Source organism: Salipiger abyssi (assembly GCF_001975705.1).
GTDB lineage: Bacteria > Pseudomonadota > Alphaproteobacteria > Rhodobacterales > Rhodobacteraceae > Salipiger > Salipiger abyssi.
This window is the reverse complement of sequence record NZ_CP015093.1, coordinates 3,119,750-3,139,149: the sequence shown is the minus strand read 5'-3', so window position 1 is coordinate 3,139,149 and position 19,400 is coordinate 3,119,750. Positions and strand designations below refer to the sequence as shown.

The window sequence follows — 19,400 nt, the reverse complement described above, 5'->3', positions numbered from 1 at the left end:
TCAGCTCACCCGGTCGAGCGCCGGCAGCTCGGCGCGGAACTGGCTCAGCGACAGGTCGAGCCCCTCGACGATCTCGTCGAGATGGGTATCGCCCACGATAAGCGGCGGGCAGACGAGGATGTGATCGCCCTCGACCCCGTCGCGGGTGCGGCGGGAATAGACGATGAGTCCGTTGTCATAGGCGATCTGCACGAAACGGTCGAAGGCGCGCAGCTCCTTCGGCAGCGGCCTCTTCGTCACCGGATCGGCCATGAACTCGAAGGCCAGCAGCAGCCCCTTGCCGCGCACATCGCCGATGATCTCGTGTTTCTGCGCCAGCGCGTGCAGCCGCGCCTTGAGCCGCGCGCCCATGAGCGCGGCGTTCTCCACCAGCCCCTGCGCGTCGATCTCGTCGAGAACGGCGGCACCGGCGGCGCAGGCCAGCGGGTTGCCGGCATAGGTGAAGCCATGGGCGAACCCGCCCTGATCGAGCACCGGGGCGACCATCCAGTCCGGCGCCACGATGCCGCCCAGCGGCGCGTAGCCGGCGGCAAAGCCCTTCGACAGCACCACGATATCGGGCCGTATGTTCCAGTGCTCGCAACCGAGAAAGGCGCCCGTGCGCCCCGCCCCGGTCATCACCTCATCCATGATCAGCAGCACGCCATGGCGGTCGCAGATCTCGCGGATGCGCTCCATATAGCCCGCCGGCGGCACCAGCGCGCCGGTGGAGGCGCCGCCCACCGGTTCCAGCAGGAAGGCGAGCACGCTGTCCTCGCCCTCCATCAGGATCAGATCTTCGAGCATATCGGCATAGTGACGCCCGGTCGCCGGATCCTCCGGATCGCGCCCGTCGAGATAGGCGCGCGGCGCCGGCACCTTGGGCATCTCGCGCATCATCGGCGCAAAGGGCGCGGTCAGCGAGCGATAGCCGGTCACCGCCAGCGCCCCCAGCGTGCAGCCGTGATAGGACGGGCTGCGCGAGATCACCTTCCAGCGGCTGCCGCGCCCGGTGGAAACGGCATATTGCCGCGCAAGCTTCATCGCGCTTTCGATGGCCTCCGACCCGCCGGAGACAAAGAACACCTTGTTCAGCCCCGGCGGCATCTTTTCCACGGTCTTGGCGGCGAGGCGCTCGCTCGCCTCGGTCTCGAAATGCAGCCGGTAGCCGAAGGTCGCGCACTCCATCTGCTCGCGCATGGCGGCGAGCACATTGGCGTTGGAATGGCCGATATTGCAGACCATGGCGCCGGAAGAGCCGTCGAGATAGCGCTTGCCGTCGGTGTCCCACATATAGACGCCGCGGGCCTGGTCGAGCACGGGTTTGCGCCCGTGGCCCTGGTAGAAAAGGTGGCTCATTTGGTCTCCGCCGGAAGGGCCGAGGCGTCTTTCGGGCGGAAGCCGATCCGCACCGGGGCGCCCTGTTCGAAAGGTCGTTCGTCGATCATGTTGATGGCCTGAAGCTGGCGGTCGCCGAGCCGCAGGAAATAGCGCACGGTCTGGCCCTGGTAATCCACGGTCTCGACCCGCGCGGGCGCGGTGAGCAGGCCGGGCGGTGCCTCGGCCTCGGGCAGCACCGCGAGCTTTTCGGCGCGCAGCACCAACTGCGCGGGGCCCGGCCCGGAGAGCCGCTGCGCCTTTTCCGCCGGCACCGCCACACTGCCAAAGGGCGCAACGTCGAGCGTGGCGCCCTCAGCGTCGGTCGCGGTGCAGGCGGCGGGCAACATGTTGGAAGCGCCGAGGAAATTCGCCACGAATTCGCTGGCGGGGTTGTTATAGACCTCCTCCGGCGCGCCCATCTGCTCGACCCGGCCGGCGCTCATCACCACGATGCTGTCGGACATGGCCAGCGCCTCGGACTGGTCGTGGGTGACAAAGACGGTGGTGACGCCGATCTGGTCCTGAATGCGCTTCAGCTCCACCCGCATATCCTCGCGCAGATTGGCGTCGAGCGCCGAGAGCGGCTCGTCGAGCAGCAGCACGTCCGGCTCGATGACGATGGCGCGGGCCAGCGCGATGCGCTGCTGCTGGCCGCCCGAGAGCGCCTTTGGATAGCGCTCGCCCACATGCGGCAGCTGCACCAGATCGAGCGCCTTCTGCACCCGCCCGGCGATCTCGGATTTTGGCACGTCGCGGTATTTCAGCCCGAAGGCGACGTTCTCGGCCACGGTCTTGTGCGGAAACAGCGCGTAGTTCTGGAACACGATGCCCAGATTGCGCTTGTGGATCGGCACATCGTTCACGCGCTTGCCGCCGATCAGGATCTCGCCCTCGGTCGGATCGAGGAGCCCCGCGATCATGCGCAGATTGGTGGTCTTGCCGCAGCCCGAGGGGCCGAGCAGCGTGACGAAGGCGCCGTCGGGGATCTCGAGGTTGGTCTTGTGCACCGCGGTGAACTTGTGAAAGCGCTTCACGACGTTGCGGAGAGTGACGGAGCTCATGGGCGGTCCTGTCGGTGGGATCGGAAGGGGAAGTCGGAGGCATCACCCGCCCCGGGCTTGACCCGGGGCCTCTGGCCTAGAGGGGGAGGCCCCGGGGCGAGCCCGGGGCGGATGTCTCGGTCTGGGGTCAGTAGCCCTTTTGCACGCGACCGAAGGTCTTGGACCAGTCCGCCTCATTGCCGTTCCAGTACTCCGGATCGGCAAAGGTCAGCCCCTCCAGCGTGCCCTTGGGATCGAAGGCCGGCAGCGTCGGGATCTTGGACCCCAGATCCACCTTGTTCGGATCGAGCGCCGGCGGGTAGTTCTGCCCCTCGGCCACGGCGATGGAGGTTTCCGGCGCCAGCATGAAGTTCAGCAGCTCCTCGCAGGCCTCCATCGGCGAGCCCTTGAGCACGAAGAGGCATTCCTGCCATCCATAGCCGTTGGGCGGATCGTAATAGCCAATGTCGTGGCCCTGCTCCTGAAGCGCGTAGATCCGGCCCGACCAGCCTTCGGTCACATAGATCTCTTCCTCGGCCAGCAGCGACATCAGCTCGGCGCCCGAGGTCCAGTATTTCAGCGACAGATCGCGATGGGCGCGGATCGCGTCCCAGACGGCCTCCATATCGGTGGCGCCGTTCGGATCCTGCCCGGTCTGCAGCGAGGCGAACCAGATGCGGGTGCGCCAGTCGCTCCAGCCGGCGATCTTGCCCTTGTAGGCCTCGTCGATGAGGATCTTGGCGCCTTTCTGCTGCATCTCCTCGTCGGAGATGTATTTGCGATTATAGGCCAGCCCCGTGGTGCCGTAATCATAGGGCACGCAGGACAGCGCCCCGCCCGAGACCTTGCGGAACACCTCCACCAGCTTGGGGATGACGAATTCGAGATTGGGGATATTGGCTTCGTTCAGCTCGGAGCTGAGGCCGAGATTGTGATAGCGCGCATAGTCGAAGACCCCGGACAGGTGGGCGATATTGTATTCGCCCGGCTGGCTGGCCTTGACGCGGGAGAGATATTCGTCGCCGCCGCCAAAGGTGCCGTCGACCACCTCGATGCCGGTATCGGCGGTATAGGGGTCGAAGGCGTATTCGCGGAACGCCTCGGAGACCACGCCGCCCCAGCCGTCAAAGCGCACCTGGCCGACCGTCTGGGCATTGGCGTAGCGGGCAAAGGGCGTCTGCACGCCATAGGCCAGACCCGCCGCGCCGATCAGGCCGAGAAAGCTGCGGCGGTCCAGATCGCCGTTCATGTAACGCTCACGCAGTCGCTCATAACGAGTTGTATTGTCGATTTTTTTCACGATTCACTCCTTGTCGGATCAGGCGGAGCGGTGTCAGCCGCTCTTCTTGGATAGTTGTCTTGCGATGGCCGCCCCGAGCAGCGGCAGGCCCACGGTCATGACGATCATCACCGTGCCCAGCGCGTTGATCTCGGGGCTGATGGAATTGCGCAGCATGGCAAAGATCTGGGTTGGCACGGTCTCGACCCCGCCGGGTTTCCAGAACAGCGTGCCGGTGATGTCGTCGAAACTGATGGTGAAGGCAAAGAGCCCGCCCGCCAGCACCGCCGGCAGCATTAGCGGCAGGGTGATCTGGAAGAAGGTCTGCATCGGGCTCGCGCCGAGGCTCATCGCCGCCTCCTCCACATCGCGCCGGATCGACACCAGCCGCGCCTGCACCACGAGGATCACGAAGGGCAGCGTAAAGATGACATGGCCGAAGAGCAGCAGCGCAAAGCTCTTGTTCACGCCCAGCACGTTGAGAAAAAGCAGCAGCGCCACGGCGAGCACCACCTCGGGCACGAGGATCGGCGCGATCAGCAGCGTCGAGACCACATTCGCCCCCGGCACCCGGTAGCGCACCAGCGCGAGGCTCGCCAGCACGCCAAGCGTGGTCGAGATCAGCGCCGTCAGCAGCCCCAGCACGATGGACGTGCGGAAGGCGCGCAGGATCGCTTCGTTCTGCGCCAGCTCCACGAACCAGCGGAAGGAAAAGCCGGTCATCGGGAAGCTGCCGAACTGCGAGGCGTTGAAGCTCAGCAGCACCACCACCGCGACCGGCAGGAACATGAAGAGATAGACGAGGATCGCGTATCCGCGGATGACAAACCAGCCCATCAGCCCAGCCCCTTCATCAGCTGCGCCATGCCGAGATAGCGGTTGTAGATCGCCACGAGGATGCCCAGCACCACCAGCAGCATCAGCGACAGCGCCGAGCCCAGCGGCCAGTTGAGCTGGGTGATGATCGCCTCGAAGACGAGATTGGCGAACATCGCATCGGTCGGCCCGCCCAGCACCAGCGGCGTGATATAAGTCCCCGCCCCCAGCACGAAGCAGAGCAGCCCGCCGGCGGCCAGCCCCGGCAGCGACAGCGGCAGGGTCACTTGCAGAAACGCCTCCCAGCGCGTCGCGCCCAGCGAGTTGGCCGCGTCCTCCAGCGTCACGTCGATGCCGTCGAGGCTCACAAAGATATTGAGGATCATGAAGGGCAGCAGGAAATGCACCAGCCCGAGGATCACCGTCGCCTCGTTATAGAGCATCTGGATCGGCTCTCCCACGATCCCTGTCCAGAGCAGAAAGCTGTTCAGCGCACCGGAGACGCCGAGGATATTGATCCAGCTCATCGTGCGGATGATGTAGCTGATCCAGAAGGGCAGCATGAGCAGCAGCAGCAGGATCGCCTTGTTGCCGCGCGACCGGGCGATGAAATAGGCCGAAGGATAGCCCATCACCGCGCAGACCAGCGTGGTGATCGCGGCGATCTTCAGCGTGTTGAGCAGGATGTCGCGATAGAACGGGTCGGTCAGCGCCTCGGCCCAGTTGTCGAGGTAAAAGCCCGGCTGGTCCGCGCCGGTCGCGGTGCGCAGCCAGAAGCTGTAGACCACGATGAAACAGAGCGGCACCAGCAACAACAGCGCCACCGCCGTCAGCGCGGGCGAGAGCAGTATCCAGGGCTGGCGCGCCTCGCGGGCTTCGACCGACATCTGCGATTCCTCATGGCTTTCCTGTTGCCGATGCTTCGGAAGCGCGTCACATTGATCAAATAGATAATCGGAATTTTCATTATTGAGAGGGTCTATGCCTCCCGATCCCTATGACCCGGAACGCATCGCCCGCGAGCTCGACTGGAACCTGTTGCGCACCTTCGTCGTGCTGGCGGAATCGCGCTCCATCACCGAGGGCGCGGCGCGGCTGCGGCTGAAGCAGCCCTCGGTCTCTTCCGCCTTGAAAAGACTGGAGGATCGCGTCGGCCGGCAGCTCATCAACCGGCAGCCCGGGCGCTACGATCTGACCGATGCCGGGCGGCTGCTCTATCGCGAGGCGGTGGAGATCAACGGCTCCATCCTGCGGCTCTCGACACTGCTGCGCGAAATGACCGACGAGGTGCGCGGCCATGTCAAACTCGCCATGGCCAGCCATGTGGTCTGCCCGTTTTTTGATCAGGTGCTGGCGGCGTTCCACGCGCAGAACCCCGGCGCCAGCCTGTCGATCGACGTGCATTCCAGCGCCCAGGCGCTGGCCGAGGTCTCGGCCAAGCGCGCCTCCTTCGCGGTCTGCCTCGTCAGGGCGCGCAATTCGCGGCTGGAATACCGCCGGCTCTACCGGGAATTCTTCGGGCTGTTCTGCGGCCCCTATCACCCGCTTTTCGGGCGCGAGGGGCTGACACCGGACGATCTCGACGGGCTGCCCTCGGTCAGTTTCGACACCGACCGGCTGGAGGATGTGCTGAAACCGGTGGCGCTGATGCGGGCGCAGTCGCGGCTGGGCATGCGCATCACCGGCACCTCCAGCAATCTCGAAGAGGTGCGCCGGATGATCATCGCCGGGCTGGGGGTCGGGCCGCTGCCGATGCATGTGGCGCGGCGCGACGTGCAGGACGGGCTGCTCTGGCAGACGCCGCCCTATGACGGGCTGCCGGCCATCGATGTGCATCTGGTCTGGAACCCGCAGGCGGTGATGAACCGCGCCGAGACCATCCTGCTGGAGATGATCCGCGACGCCATCGAGGCCGCCCCGATAGAGGAGCGCACCTATCTGCCGTCGCTGCGCAGCGGCTGAGACAGCTCAGCCGCCGCCGTACCGCTCAGAAATCCCAGTCTTCATCCTCGGTCGCGACCGCCTTGCCGATCACATAGGAGGAACCGGAGCCCGAGAAGAAGTCGTGGTTCTCGTCGGCATTGGGCGACAGCGCCGCCATGATCGCCGGGTTCACCTTGCAGAGCTCATCCGGGAAAAGACTTTCAAAACCAAGGTTTTGCAGCGCCTTGTTCGCGTTGTAATGCAGGAAGGCCTTCACATCCTCGGTCAGCCCCAGCGGATCGTAGAGCGTTTCGGTATAGCGCGTCTCGATATCGTAAAGATCGAAGATCAGCCCGAAGGCAAAATCCTTGATCTCCTTGCGCTCCGCCTCGGAAAGCCGCTCCAGCCCGCGCTGGAACTTGTAGCCGATGTAATAGCCATGCACCGCCTCGTCGCGGATGATCAGCCGGATCAGGTCGGCGGTGTTGGTCAGCCGCGCCCGGCTCGACCAGTGCATCGGCAGGTAGAAGCCCGAGTAGAACAGGAACGACTCCAGAAACACGCTCGCCACCTTCTTGCGCAACGGATTCGCGGTGGCGTCGTATTCGTCGAGGATCAGCCGCGATTTCTGCTGGAGCTGCGCGTTCTCCTCCGACCAGCGGAACGCCTCGTCGACCTCCGCCGTCGAGCACAGGGTCGAGAAGATCGAGGAATAGCTGCGCGCATGCACCGCCTCCATGAAGGCGATATTGGTCAGCACCGCCTCCTCATGCGGGGTGACCGCATCCTCCATCAGCGCCGGCGCGCCCACCGTGTTCTGGATCGTGTCGAGCAGCGTCAGCCCGGTGAAGACCCGGATCGTGAGCCGCTGCTCTTCCTCGGTGAGCTGCGACCAGCTCTGGATGTCGTTCGACAGCGGCACCTTTTCCGGCAGCCAGAAATTCACCGTCAGACGGTTCCAGATCTCCAGATCCTTGTCGTCCTGAAGGCGGTTCCAGTTGATGGCGCGCGGCACCGGGCGGGTTTGGGCAATGTCTTTCATGGTGTGACCCTTCGGGCTACGGGGCGAAATATCTGCGGCGAGTGGTGGGCAGATTGCCCACCCTACGGGCGGCGCGGCGCCCTGCGTCTTCATCTTTCTCAAAATACTCCAAAACACCCCCTCCGCCCCGCGCCGCCGGATCGGCCCCGGCGGCAACGGAACGGCGGCGCGTTCAGAGCGAGCAGGACACGCAGCCCTGCACTTCGGTGCCTTCCAGCGCCATCTGGCGCAGGCGGATGTAGTAGATCGTCTTGATCCCCTTCTTCCAGGCATAGATCTGCGCCCGGTTGATATCGCGCGTGGTCGCCGTGTCCTTGAAGAACAGCGTCAGCGACAGGCCCTGATCGACATGCTGGGTCGCCGCCGCATAGGTGTCGATAATCGCCTCGGCGCCGATCTCGTAGGCATCCTTGTAGTATTCGAGATTGTCATTGCTCATGAAGGCCGCCGGGTAATAGACGCGGCCGATCTTGCCTTCCTTGCGGATCTCGATCTTGGCGGTGATCGGGTGGATCGACGAGGTGGCGTTGTTGATATAGCTGATCGAGCCGGTGGGCGGCACCGCCTGAAGGTTGCGGTTGTAAAGCCCGCCCTCGATCACCGCATCGCGCAGCGCGGCCCAGTCTTCGCGGCCCGGCACCTCAACGCCGAAGCGTTCGAAGAGCGCCCGCACCGTGTCGGTCTCCGGCAGCCAGTTGCGCTCGACATATTTGTCGAAGAACGAGCCGTCGGCATATTTCGACGCCTCGAACCCGGCAAAGCTGCGGCCCCGCTCCCTGGCCAGCGCATTCGACGCGCGCAGGCAGTGATAGAGCACGGTGGCGAAATAGATATTGGTAAAGTCGATCCCCTCGGGCGAGCCGTAATGGATCCGCTCGCGCGCAAGGAAGCCGTGCAGGTTCATCTGGCCGAGCCCGATGGCATGGCTCTCGTCATTGCCGCGCCGCACCGAGGGCACTGAGTCGATCGACGACATCTCGGAAACCGCGTTCAGCGCCCGCACCGCGGTGCCGACCGTGGCGCCGAGATCGCCGCCATCCATCGCCTTGGCGATATTGAGCGAGCCGAGATTGCAGGAGATATCCGTGCCCAGATGCTTGTAGCCGAGATCGTCGTTGAATTCCGACGCCTCGTTGACCTGAAGGATCTCGGAGCAGAGGTTCGACATGGAGATGCGCCCGGCCACCGGGTTCTCGCGGTTCACCGTGTCCTCGAACATGATATAGGGATAGCCGCTCTCGAACTGGATCTCGGCGATGGTCTGGAAGAACGCCCGCGCGTTGATCTTTTTCTTGCGGATCTTGGGGTTATCCACCATCTCGTGATATTTCTCGCTGACCGAGATCTCCGAGAACGCCTTGCCATAGACGCGCTCCACGTCATGCGGCGAGAACAGGTACATGTCGTCGTTCTTCTTCGCCAGCTCGAAGGTGATGTCGGGGATCACCACGCCGAGGCTCAGCGTCTTGATACGGATCTTTTCGTCGGCATTCTCGCGCTTGGTGTCGAGGAACCGCAGAATGTCCGGGTGGTGGGCATTGAGATAGACCGCCCCCGCGCCCTGCCGCGCGCCGAGCTGGTTGGCGTAGCTGAAGGAATCCTCAAGCAGCTTCATCACCGGGATGACGCCCGAGGACTGGTTCTCGATGCCTTTGATCGCCGCGCCGTGCTCGCGGATATTGGTCAGCATCAGCGCCACGCCGCCGCCGCGCTTCGACAGTTGCAGCGCAGAGTTGATGCCGCGCCCGATGCTTTCCATATTGTCTTCGAGCCGCAGCAGGAAACACGAGATCAGCTCGCCGCGCTGCGCCTTGCCGGCATTGAGGAACGTGGGCGTCGCGGGCTGGAACCGGCCGCCCAGCATCTCGCGCATGAGCTGCATCGACAGCGCCTCGTCGCCGCGTGCCAGCGTCAGGGCGACCATCACCACCCGGTCCTCGAACCGCTCCAGATAGCGTTTCCCGTCGCGGGTCTTCAGCGTGTAGCTGGTGTAATATTTGAACGCGCCGAGGAAGGTCGGAAAGCGGAACTTGATCTTGTAGGCCGCATCCCAGATCTTTGCCAGGAAGGCGTCGTCATACTGGCCCAGCACATGGGCCTCGTAGTAGCCCTCATCGACCAGATAGCGCAGCTTTTCCTCAAGCGAGTGAAAGAACACCGTGTTCTGGTTCACATGCTGGAGGAAATACTGCCGCGCGGCCATGCGGTCGGCGTCGAAGCGGATCTTCCCCTCGTCGTCATAGAGGTTCAGCATCGCGTTCAGCGCGTGGTAATCCAGACCCTGCCATTCCGCCGGCACCGCCTTGGCGGGGGCTGCGTCGTTCAGATCGCGGTCGAGAAGTGCGTCTTCCAAAACCTGTCCAGTCCTTCTCTGACACGGGCGATGTCGGTCTCTGTGCCGGCCAGCTCGAACCGGTAGAGAACGGGGACGCCGCATTTCTGCGCCACCACATCGCCCGCCAGGGCGAACAACGCCCCGAAATTGCGGTTGCCGCCGGCGATCACGCCGCGGAGATGCTGCCTCGTGTCCGGATCGTTGAGGAACCGGATCACCTGTTTATGAACCGCCCCCCGGCCCCGCCCATCGGCATAGCTGGGCGTCACCAGGACAAAGGGCGCGCGCGGGGCGGGCATGTCGTCCTCGGAGGATACGGGGATACGCTGCGCCGTCAGCCCGAGCCGGGAGACGAAGCGCTGCGTGTTGCCCGAGCGCGAGGAGAAATAGACCAGCCCGCCCATGCTGTGCTCTCCGAGTCGCGCTCAGCTCAGCGCGCTGATCTTGTCGGGGCGGAAGCCGGCCCAGTGATCGTCACCCGCCATCACCACCGGCGCCTGACGATAGCCGAGCTCGGTCACCCGCGCCATCGCATCGGCATCTTCGGTGAGGTCGATCAGGTCGAAGGCGATGCCCTTGGCGGCCAGCGCACGGGTGGTGGCGGTGCATTGCACGCAGGCGGGTTTGGAGTAAACGGTGATGCTCATCGGGTGTCCCTTGTCTGTCGTCTGCCTGTTGGCGGGCGCCGGCAAGGGAGACGCGGACAGGCGCGGAAACCCGCGCCAATCACTGCTCCCGGACCCACCGCCCAGTGTCGTGTCGTCGTCCTGGCAGGTCTCCTGGCTCACGGCTCAAGCGCCTCGGCCCGCCTTCCCAACGCCGAAACGCCAGTGGGGATGGGCTTTGACTTACCGCTTACAGTTGCGGGGGCAGCGTCGGTGTTTCACCGGACTTCCCTTTTCACCCGCACCGAAACGCGGGCACCAAGACTACAGGATATTGATCACAGGGATGTGGCGCCGTCAATATATAGCGGCCCATCTCACGTCATGCCGCCACGTCCGGCAAGGCCCGATCGCGCCTTCTGTGCCTGCATTTTCAGCCCCAAACAGGCGGGCGAAGCGCGGCTTGAAAGTTTTTCATGATAACAATGATAATTATGAAATGGCTTTGAGGGGGGAATGCCGGTAAGCGGAGGGCCTTTAAGGACCAAAAGGAAGTCATCCGCATGTCCCGTCCCGAGCCGCAGCGCGCGCCCGTCTTTGACCGTCTCTACGATGCCGCCCGCGACCGCATTCTCATCCTCGACGGCGCCATGGGCACGCAGATCCAGAAACTCGGCCTGTCCGAGGGCGATTTCCAGGGCTGCGGCGGCGGCGCCTGTTCCTGCCACCTGCCGCATGACACCGACAAGCCGCAGCAGGGCAACAACGACATCCTGAACCTGACCAAGCCCGAGGCCATCGAAGAGATTCACTATCAATACGCCATGGCCGGCGCGGATATCACCGAGACCAACACCTTTTCCTCCACCACCATCGCCCAGGCCGATTACGGCATGGAGGACGCGATCTACGACCTGAACTTTCAGGGCGCACAGATCGCCCGCCGTGCGATGGACCGGGCCGAGGCCGAGGATGGCCGCCCGCGCTTTGTCGCCGGCGCGCTCGGGCCGACCAACCGCACCGCCTCGATCTCGCCGGACGTGAACAACCCGGGCTTCCGCGCGGTGACATTCGACCAGCTCCGCGAGGCCTATGGCCAGCAGGCGCGCGCGCTGATCGACGGCGGCGCCGATATCCTGCTGATCGAGACGATCTTCGACACGCTGAACGCCAAGGCCGCGATCTTTGCCTGTGAGGAGGTCTTTGCCGAGCGCGGCGAGCGGCTGCCGGTGATGATCTCGGGCACGATCACCGACCTTTCCGGGCGCATGCTCTCGGGCCAGACGCCCACCGCCTTCTGGCATTCGGTGCGCCACGCCAACCCGTTCACCATCGGGCTCAACTGCGCGCTCGGTGCCACCGCGATGCGCCCGCACCTGGCCGAGATCGCCGGCGTCGCCGACACGATGACCTGCGCCTATCCCAATGCCGGCCTGCCCAACGAGATGGGCGAATACGACGAATCGCCCGAGCAGATGGCCGAGCAGATCGAGGGCTTTGCCCGCGAGGGACTGTTGAACATCGTCGGCGGCTGCTGTGGCTCGACCTATGACCATATCCGAGCCATCGCCAAGGCCGTCGAGGGCTACCCCCCGCGCGAGATCCCCGAACAGCCGCCGCTGATGCGGCTTTCCGGGCTGGAGCCCTTTACGCTGACCGAGGACATCCCCTTCGTGAACGTGGGCGAGCGCACCAACGTCACCGGCTCGGCACGGTTCAAGAAACTGATCACCAATGGCGATTACGCCGCAGCGCTCGACGTGGCCCGCGATCAGGTCGAGAACGGCGCGCAGGTCATCGACATCAACATGGACGAGGGGCTCATCGACTCCAAACAGGCGATGATCGAGTTTCTGAACCTCATCGCCGCCGAGCCCGATATCGCCCGCGTGCCGATCATGATCGACAGCTCGAAATGGGAGGTGATCGAGGCCGGGCTGAAATGCGCCCAGGGCAAATGCATCGTCAACTCGATCTCGATGAAGGAAGGCGAGGAGAATTTCCTCGCGCAGGCCCGGCTCTGCCGCCATTACGGTGCCGCCGTGGTGGTCATGGCCTTTGACGAGACAGGTCAGGCCGATACCGAGGACCGCAAGGTCGAGATCTGCACCCGCGCCTACAAGCTGCTGACCGAAGAGGTGGGGTTCCCGCCCGAGGACATCGTCTTCGATCCCAACGTCTTTGCCGTGGCCACCGGTATCGAGGAGCATGACAATTACGGCGTCGATTTCATCGAGGCCACCCGCCGCATCACCACCGACTGCCCGCATGTGCACATCTCGGGCGGCATCTCGAACCTGTCGTTCTCCTTCCGGGGCAACGAGCCTGTGCGCGAGGCGATGCACGCGGTGTTCCTCTATCACGGCATTCAGGCCGGCATGGATATGGGCATCGTCAACGCCGGCCAGCTTGCGGTCTACGACCAGATCGACGCAGAGCTGCGCGAGGCCTGCGAGGATGTGGTGCTGAACCGCAAACCCGCGAATGGCGGCTCCGCCACCGAGAACCTGCTGGAGATCGCCGAGAAATACCGCGGCAAGGGCGGCGGCAAGACCCGCGAAAAGGACATGTCGTGGCGCGAGCTGCCGGTCGAGAAACGGCTGGAACACGCGCTGGTCAACGGCATCACCGAATTCATCGACGCCGATACCGAAGAGGCGCGCCAGGCCGCCGAGCGCCCGCTGCATGTGATCGAAGGCCCGCTGATGGCGGGGATGAACGTGGTGGGCGATCTCTTTGGCGCGGGCAAGATGTTCCTGCCGCAGGTGGTGAAATCCGCCCGCGTGATGAAACAGGCCGTGGCGGTGCTTCTGCCCTATATGGAAGAGGAAAAGCGGCTCAGCGGGGCCGACGGGCGCAACTCCGCCGGCAAGGTGCTGATGGCGACGGTGAAGGGCGATGTGCATGACATCGGCAAGAACATCGTCGGCGTCGTGCTGGCCTGCAACAATTACGAGATCATCGACCTCGGCGTCATGGTGCCCGCCGAAAAGATCCTCGCCACCGCCAAGGAGGAAGGCGTCGACGTGATCGGCCTTTCCGGCCTCATCACCCCCTCGCTCGACGAGATGGTGCATGTCGCCTCCGAGATGGAGCGCGAGGGCTTCGACATCCCGCTGCTGATCGGCGGCGCCACCACCTCGCGGGTGCATACGGCGGTGAAGATCCACCCGCGCTACGGCAAGGGCCAGGCGGTCTATGTGACCGACGCCTCCCGCGCGGTGGGCGTGGTCTCCTCGCTGCTGTCGCCGGCGCAAAAGCCCGACTATGTGGCCAATATCCAGGGCGAATATGCCGATGTGGCCGAGAAACACGCCCGCGCCGAGCTTGCGAAAAAGCGCCTGCCGCTGGAGGATGCCCGCGCCAATGCGCTGAAGCTCGATTTCGGCAACCACGCCCCTGCCCCGAGCTTCCTCGGCACCCGCAGCTTCGATGGCTGGGATCTGGCGGAGCTGGCCGAATATATCGACTGGACGCCGTTCTTCCAGACCTGGGAAATGAAGGGCGTCTATCCCAAGATCCTCGACGACGAGAAACAGGGTGAAGCCGCGCGCGCGCTCTTTGCCGATGCGCAGGCGATGCTGAAGCGGATCATCGACGAGAAATGGTTCCACCCGCGCGCCGTGGTGGGGTTCTGGCCGGCCAACGCGGTGGGCGACGATATCCGCCTCTTCAAAGGCGAGGACCGGGACGAGGAACTGGCCACCTTCTACACCCTGCGCCAGCAGACCGCCAAGCGCGGCGACCGGCCCAACGTGGCGCTGTCGGATTTCGTCGCCCCCAAGGGCACGCCCGATTATGTCGGCGGTTTCGTGGTGACGGCCGGGGTCGAGGAGATCGCCATCGCCGAGGCCTTCGAAGAGAAGAACGACGATTACTCGTCGATCATGGTCAAGGCGCTGGCCGACCGCTTTGCCGAGGCCTTTGCCGAGCGCATGCACCAGAAGGTGCGCAAGGAGCTCTGGGGCTATGCGCCGGAGGAAAGCGCCAGCAATGCCGAGCTCATCGCCGAGAAATACGCCGGCATCCGCCCTGCCCCGGGCTATCCGGCGCAGCCCGACCACACCGAAAAGACCACGCTGTTCGAGCTGCTCGACGCCACCGAGGCGACCGGCGTTTCGCTGACCGAGAGCTATGCCATGTGGCCCGGCTCTTCGGTCTCGGGGCTCTATATCGGCCATCCCGACAGCTATTATTTCGGCGTCGCCAAGGTCGAGCGCGACCAGGTGGTCGATTACGCCGAGCGCAAGGGCATGGATGTGGCAGAGGTCGAGCGCTGGCTGGGCCCGATCCTCAACTACATTCCCGGCGCCTCGAAGGTCGCGGCGGAGTGAGACAAACGAATGCGGCGGGGACATCCCCGCCGCAGTATTCGTTTTCAGACTGTCTGTTTGGCGGCAGAGCGCCGCTCAGCCGCGGGTGATCCTGTACCGGTGCCCGGCCTGCAAAGGGCCGTCGATCACGGTTTCGCTGCCATCGACCCAGCGCACCGTCGCCCGCACCACGTTGCGCGCTTCGCCCAGTCCGAAATGCGCCTCCGGCGCATCAAAGGACATGAACCCGCCGCCCAGTTGCAGCTCGCGCGTCTGAACCCGGCCCTGCGCGTCTTCGATGGTGATCTTGGCGCCGATCCCGTCGTAATTGCCGGCGTGATCCTCAAGCGTGAAGACGATGGCCATGCCCTGCGTATTGTTCCGGAACAGCGCCAACGGCCCGTTGACCGGATGGGTCAGCACGTCGAGATCGCCGTCATTGTCCATGTCGAACTGCGTCGCGGAGGCCGTCATCAGATAGTCCTCGAGACCGAAGGCGGCCGATGCCTCGCTAAAGACGCCGCTGCCGTCATTCTCGAAGAACAGGTTCGAGGGAGACACCTCGTTCGGCACCCAGGTGCCGTTGACCACATACATGTCGAGATCGCCGTCATTGTCGAAATCCGCAAGCTTGGTGTCCCAGCTCCAGCCGCCGATCTCGAGCCCCTGCGGCCCGGCGGTGTCCTCATAGGCGCTTCCGGTCCAGTGCAGCAGCACATTCGAGCGCAGGATCTGCTGATGCGCGGCGTCCGCCTCTTCGGCGGTCGGCGTGCGCGTCGGCAGGAAATGGGTGTCGCAGAACTGGCGCGGGATGGTCTGGCCTGCCGGGATCAGACCGCAAACGGAGGGATCGTTGCGCTGGATCGCGAGATCCTTGACCAGCATCGCCTTGCATTCCGCCTGATACCGCCCGGTCATCGCCTGACATTTTCCGGCATAAGAAGGATCGAAACTGTTGCCTGACCGGTACCAGCGCTTGATCGCCATGTTCTTCTGGCAGACCGCGCGGTCCGCCTCGCGCTGGATGCCGTCGCAATAGCGTTCGAGCGGCTGCATCTTCAGCTTTTTCGACACGCCCGACGACCGCCCCGAGATCTGCGCCAGATAGATCTCGGGGCGGTCGTCGGGCGTCAGATCGCCGGTTTTCACCGCCATGGTGGTGGTCGTCGTGTGCGGGATCAGCCCCTCGCTCTGGGTGATCATCCGCAGGCCGCCCTGCCCGTCGCCGTAATAGACGTAGTCGGGCACCTCGAAATCGTTCCCGACGATCAGATCCGGCGCGCCGTCGTCGTTGAGATCGGAAAACAGGATCGAGAGAGTTTCCCCGGGAATGCCCGGCAAGTCGGTGAAATGCTCGCCGCTGAAGGCCCCGGCATCGTTCCAGATGATGCGGTTGCGCGATTCCTCTCCGGGCACCCTGCGATACCAGCCCGCCGCCCAGTTCCCCAGCGCCACGTCGAGATCGCCGTCGCGGTCGGCATCGGAAAAGCTGAGCGCCATGCTCAGCATCGCCGCCTCGCGGTTGGGCACACGGTGCGCCGGCGCCGGCCCGAAACCGCCGCCATTGTTGCGCCAGAGATAATTGCCCTCGCCATAGGTGGCGACGAAGAGATCCGGCCAACCGTCATTGTCGACATCCGCAAGCGCCGCGTTGAAGACCGGCACCTCTGCGAGCGGACCGAGATCGAGCGCGACCGGGGTGAACTGCCCGCTGCCGTCGTTCTCGTAGACGTAAAGCCCGGCCTCGGTCGAGGCGATCACCAGATCCAGATCGCCGTCGCGGTCGATATCGCCGCTGGCGACGCTCCTGCCCTCCCAGAAGGGGGGCCACATGTCGCGAAAGGAGAATTCCAGCGGTTTGTCGATGCCGTTCTGCCATGCCTCGACCCGGGTGAAACCGGTCTCCGCAGCGGGAGACGCTTCGGCGAAGGGCGTGGCTGTCACTGCGATCCTGTCGGCATCCGCGCTCGACACGGTCCAGGGATCGGCCCCCGCGGCCTCTGCGGCCCCCCAGGGCGCCGGTTCCGGCAGGTGGCGGTTTTCGCTTTGCAGCAGGATTTCCAGCGCCCGGTCGGTGCGCCACTCGTGATAGGCCTGCGCGCCCCAGCCGGCGACAAAGCCGCACAGCGCGACCGTCCCCGCCAGCAGCAGCCCGGCGCGCTGCCCGAGCGACTGCACCACGATGAAATAGGAGTAGACCGAGAAACTGCCCAGCGTGAACAGCAGCGCCATGACATAGCCCTGGTCGAGCCCGGCGGTCAGCAGCACCCCGGCCATGACCACGTCAAAGCCGATGGGCACCGGCAGGAACACCCCTGCCAGCACGACCAGCACCAGCACGGCGGCCGAAAAGCTGAGCGCCATGAGCGCGTCTCCCGGCAGGAAGATCGCCACGACCGTGCCGAGGAACCCCGCCAGCAGCATCAGGGGCACGGTCATCTTGAAGATGTACCAGAGGTTGCGGAAATAGGCGACGATCACCCCGAGTACCGCGGCGAACAGGCTTTCGGTCTCGGGCGCGTCGGGTGCGCGCTCCTTCAGGCTCCAGGGCATGGCGACCTGCTCTTCCGGCGCGATCTCGGTGCGCGGCAGAAAACGGCAGATGACCGGCACCGCAAGCAGGATGATCAGCAGGCTGAAGGCGATCTTGGTAAAGGCCATGTAGACGGGCATCAGGCTGAACAGCATGGTCAGCACCACGATGTTCAGCGTCGGCGAGGCGATCATCGCGCTGAGCGTGGTTTCCGCCCGCAGGCCGCTGGTATACATCCCCCGGGCGATCGGCGCCGCGCAATTGACGCAGACGCCGAGCGGCGTACCGATGGCCATGCCCAGCAGCGAGTTGGAATAGCTGCCGCGAAAGCTCTTGCGCTTGAGATAGGACCCGGCCGTCAGGAAGGCTGCGGCGAACAGCACGCCGAAGGTCATGCCCTTCTTGTTTGTGTTGATCCAGTTCAGCGTCGACCAGAAGATCCGCTCCAGCAGCGTCATGTCGTCGGTGATCGGGAACTTCGCTTCAAAGCTTAGCACGTCCTCGAGCTGGATTGCCCCGGACATAACCGCCTTTTCGTTCAGCGCCGGGTAGCGCGAGCCCGTCCAGAACAGGTAGGCGAGAACCGCGACGATCAGCATCGCAAGCAGAAAGCGCTTTTCGTATGGGCGGTGAATGAAATTATTCATGACAAATCCTCTGATACACCACCAATGTGGCACTCCCCGGCCGAGCGGCCTTCCCGAACACAGGACCGGGCGGCTTATGTGATCCCGGCGACCGTCGGTCTCTGCCGCCGCTCCCCTAAGTCCGTTCCGGGACACGATCCCAGTCAATCCCCGTCAACTCGAGCGTCGGGCGAAACACCTCGTATATCAGCGCACGCTGCTCGGGCGTGACATCCTCACGCGACAGAAGCCGGTTTTGCGAATATTCGGATTTCGCCCGCGCCTTTAACTGGAAATCCGGCACACCGAGCTCGGCCATCAGCTCCGGAAGCTCCACATGGAGCCGATCATAGCGCAACACCCGGTCGACGATCAGCACCCGTTTTCCGTCACGCTCCTCGGAGAGCCTGGAGACATCGTTGGGAAAGCTGCCGGTGGCGAGGTATTCCTCCCAGCTCTTGCGATAGTTGCCGTCCTGATTATGCAGCGGCGAGTTTCGCAACATATGGAAATGACTGATGCATTTCTCGATCGGCTCGCGCTCGACGCAAAAGCAAAACATCCCGTCGAACCGCTCGGCACCGATCCTGCTGCGGATCTCGGAGGCCGGCATGTGGTTCCTGAACCCCTGCTCTGCCTCCGGATCCTGATAATTCCTGGCGCGATGTCCGGCCACCTCGGGCAGGATCGGCGTAACGATCGCCTCCTCCTCCACGCGCTGACTGAGGTCGACCTCTATGCTGGTGCCCGCCGTCTTGCGGGTCTTCACGAATACGAAGTTATGCTTGAAGGAGATTATGGCCATTTCAGAGGTAAGTCAGTTGCATGAGTTGACATCAAGATAGTGGAAAAGTTCCATATCGTCGCGGAACCGCCGCTCGACCGCGTCGCGTAGCCCCGGATCGTTGCGCACGGCAGAGCGTATTCCGGTCGCATCGACGGACCGATTGACATGCGGCAGCGCCCGGGCGGCTTCGGCAGGAAGCCCCAGACGTTTCACCGCGCGCCTGAAATCCTGCTCCAGCGTTTCGAAACGCAGCAGGATATCGGCCTCGACCAGCCGGTCGCCGAGGCGCAGAAAATCCGCCATTGGCAATACCGCGCGATCGTCGAGCATCTGGAAGAAATCAGCCTCGTTCCATATGGGCTGCGTATGCCGCAGCTCGCCGTCGCGATCCTCTTTCATCCAGCGGTGCGGTGAGAAAAAATACGACAGCGCCCGGTCGAACGGGTGTCGAACCGAGATCATGATCGTGTGGGTGCGGGAGACACCGGGCAAACGGGCTTCGTAGTCGCTCAGCCGCGCATGCTTGAACGGTGTCACCGGTCCCGATACGCCAAAGCGGTCGCGCCCGTCCTGGCCCGCTTTCGTGGTCTGCCGGTCATCGCTATGCGGCAACAACGCGTGCTGAACGGAATTTCCGCCCGTCTTCGGAACGTGGAGAAAAACAAAGGAATATCGAGACGATATCATAGCTGCACGACAGACCTTTGTCGCGCCGCACCGCCCTTTCCGAAAAGGCGATGCG

14 protein-coding genes and 1 riboswitch are annotated in these 19,400 nt (G+C 64.1%); of the genes, 2 read left to right on the top strand and 12 right to left on the bottom strand.

Annotation, left to right across the window (positions count from 1 at the left end; translation table 11 throughout):
• The 5 genes from Ga0080574_RS18815 to Ga0080574_RS18795 form a co-directional block, all read right to left on the bottom strand.
• Positions 1–1,338, bottom strand: coding sequence for an aminotransferase family protein (locus tag Ga0080574_RS18815; RefSeq protein WP_076703229.1), 1,338 nt, complete (start codon positions 1,336–1,338; stop codon positions 1–3).
• Entirely contained in the window at positions 1,335–2,420 is a 1,086-nt protein-coding gene (locus tag Ga0080574_RS18810; RefSeq protein ID WP_076703227.1) for an ABC transporter ATP-binding protein, read from the bottom strand. Before Ga0080574_RS18810 ends, Ga0080574_RS18815 begins: the two co-directional genes overlap by 4 nt.
• A 127-nt stretch (positions 2,421–2,547) precedes the next feature.
• Positions 2,548–3,690: an extracellular solute-binding protein gene (locus tag Ga0080574_RS18805; protein WP_076706055.1), complete on the bottom strand. Its 1,143-nt coding sequence runs from the start codon at positions 3,688–3,690 to the stop codon at positions 2,548–2,550.
• Positions 3,691–3,732: 42 nt separating this feature from the next.
• Entirely contained in the window at positions 3,733–4,515 is a 783-nt protein-coding gene (locus tag Ga0080574_RS18800) for an ABC transporter permease (RefSeq protein ID WP_076703225.1), read from the bottom strand.
• Complete coding sequence (locus tag Ga0080574_RS18795; RefSeq protein WP_076703222.1) at positions 4,515–5,381, bottom strand: ABC transporter permease; 867 nt, start codon at positions 5,379–5,381, stop codon at positions 4,515–4,517. Before Ga0080574_RS18795 ends, Ga0080574_RS18800 begins: the two co-directional genes overlap by 1 nt.
• Positions 5,382–5,475: 94 nt before the next feature.
• On the opposite strand from Ga0080574_RS18795, the gene Ga0080574_RS18790 reads away from it, so the two are divergent.
• Positions 5,476–6,456: a LysR family transcriptional regulator gene (locus Ga0080574_RS18790; protein WP_076703220.1), complete on the top strand. Its 981-nt coding sequence runs from the start codon at positions 5,476–5,478 to the stop codon at positions 6,454–6,456.
• Between the two features lie 25 nt (positions 6,457–6,481).
• Here the strand turns inward: Ga0080574_RS18790 and nrdF are convergent, their stop codons facing one another.
• The 4 genes from nrdF to nrdH form a co-directional block, all read right to left on the bottom strand.
• Positions 6,482–7,459 carry a class 1b ribonucleoside-diphosphate reductase subunit beta gene (gene nrdF, locus Ga0080574_RS18785; protein WP_076703218.1) on the bottom strand — a complete coding sequence of 326 codons (978 nt, stop codon included), beginning with the start codon at positions 7,457–7,459 and terminating at the stop codon, positions 6,482–6,484.
• A gap of 172 nt (positions 7,460–7,631) precedes the next feature.
• Positions 7,632–9,713 (bottom strand): class 1b ribonucleoside-diphosphate reductase subunit alpha, encoded by a 2,082-nt coding sequence (nrdE, locus tag Ga0080574_RS18780; protein WP_237219395.1) that lies wholly within the window; start codon positions 9,711–9,713, stop codon positions 7,632–7,634.
• A gap of 68 nt (positions 9,714–9,781) precedes the next feature.
• Positions 9,782–10,198 (bottom strand): class Ib ribonucleoside-diphosphate reductase assembly flavoprotein NrdI, encoded by a 417-nt coding sequence (gene nrdI, locus Ga0080574_RS18775; protein WP_076703216.1) that lies wholly within the window; start codon positions 10,196–10,198, stop codon positions 9,782–9,784.
• A 21-nt stretch (positions 10,199–10,219) separates the two neighbouring features.
• On the bottom strand, positions 10,220–10,441 hold the full coding sequence (gene nrdH / locus Ga0080574_RS18770) for a glutaredoxin-like protein NrdH (protein WP_076703214.1): 222 nt from the start codon (positions 10,439–10,441) through the stop codon (positions 10,220–10,222).
• 105 nt (positions 10,442–10,546) lie between these two features.
• Positions 10,547–10,737: riboswitch (cobalamin riboswitch) on the bottom strand.
• A gap of 225 nt (positions 10,738–10,962) precedes the next feature.
• On the opposite strand from nrdH, the gene metH reads away from it, so the two are divergent.
• Complete coding sequence (gene metH, locus Ga0080574_RS18765) at positions 10,963–14,733, top strand: methionine synthase (protein WP_076703212.1); 3,771 nt, start codon at positions 10,963–10,965, stop codon at positions 14,731–14,733.
• Positions 14,734–14,808: 75 nt separating this feature from the next.
• Here metH and Ga0080574_RS18760 read toward each other — a convergent pair whose 3' ends face one another.
• The 3 genes from Ga0080574_RS18760 to Ga0080574_RS18750 all read right to left on the bottom strand — a co-directional run bounded on the left by Ga0080574_RS18760 (position 14,809) and on the right by Ga0080574_RS18750 (position 19,345).
• Positions 14,809–17,892 carry an FG-GAP-like repeat-containing protein gene (locus Ga0080574_RS18760; protein ID WP_076703208.1) on the bottom strand — a complete coding sequence of 1,028 codons (3,084 nt, stop codon included), beginning with the start codon at positions 17,890–17,892 and terminating at the stop codon, positions 14,809–14,811.
• A 115-nt stretch (positions 17,893–18,007) separates the two neighbouring features.
• Positions 18,008–18,676, bottom strand: coding sequence for a hypothetical protein (locus Ga0080574_RS18755; protein ID WP_076703206.1), 669 nt, complete (start codon positions 18,674–18,676; stop codon positions 18,008–18,010).
• A 12-nt stretch (positions 18,677–18,688) separates the two neighbouring features.
• Complete coding sequence (locus tag Ga0080574_RS18750; RefSeq protein WP_076703203.1) at positions 18,689–19,345, bottom strand: sulfotransferase family 2 domain-containing protein; 657 nt, start codon at positions 19,343–19,345, stop codon at positions 18,689–18,691.
• Positions 19,346–19,400: the final 55 nt, after the last annotated feature.

Bases quoted from the DNA above. Each gene is read 5' to 3' on its own strand.
- metH (WP_076703212.1), top strand. From the start codon at position 10,963: ATGTCCCGTCCCGAGCCGCAGCGCGCGCCCGTCTTTGACCGTCTCTAC.
- nrdI (WP_076703216.1), bottom strand. From the start codon at position 10,198: ATGGGCGGGCTGGTCTATTTCTCCTCGCGCTCGGGCAACACGCAGCGC.
- nrdE (WP_237219395.1), bottom strand. From the start codon at position 9,713: ATGCTGAACCTCTATGACGACGAGGGGAAGATCCGCTTCGACGCCGAC.
- Ga0080574_RS18810 (WP_076703227.1), bottom strand. From the start codon at position 2,420: ATGAGCTCCGTCACTCTCCGCAACGTCGTGAAGCGCTTTCACAAGTTC.
- Ga0080574_RS18750 (WP_076703203.1), bottom strand. From the start codon at position 19,345: ATGATATCGTCTCGATATTCCTTTGTTTTTCTCCACGTTCCGAAGACG.
- nrdH (WP_076703214.1), bottom strand. From the start codon at position 10,441: ATGAGCATCACCGTTTACTCCAAACCCGCCTGCGTGCAATGCACCGCC.
- Ga0080574_RS18815 (WP_076703229.1), bottom strand. From the start codon at position 1,338: ATGAGCCACCTTTTCTACCAGGGCCACGGGCGCAAACCCGTGCTCGAC.
- Ga0080574_RS18790 (WP_076703220.1), top strand. From the start codon at position 5,476: ATGCCTCCCGATCCCTATGACCCGGAACGCATCGCCCGCGAGCTCGAC.
- Ga0080574_RS18760 (WP_076703208.1), bottom strand. From the start codon at position 17,892: ATGAATAATTTCATTCACCGCCCATACGAAAAGCGCTTTCTGCTTGCG.
- Ga0080574_RS18755 (WP_076703206.1), bottom strand. From the start codon at position 18,676: ATGGCCATAATCTCCTTCAAGCATAACTTCGTATTCGTGAAGACCCGC.
- Ga0080574_RS18795 (WP_076703222.1), bottom strand. From the start codon at position 5,381: ATGTCGGTCGAAGCCCGCGAGGCGCGCCAGCCCTGGATACTGCTCTCG.
- nrdF (WP_076703218.1), bottom strand. From the start codon at position 7,459: ATGAAAGACATTGCCCAAACCCGCCCGGTGCCGCGCGCCATCAACTGG.
- Ga0080574_RS18800 (WP_076703225.1), bottom strand. From the start codon at position 4,515: ATGGGCTGGTTTGTCATCCGCGGATACGCGATCCTCGTCTATCTCTTC.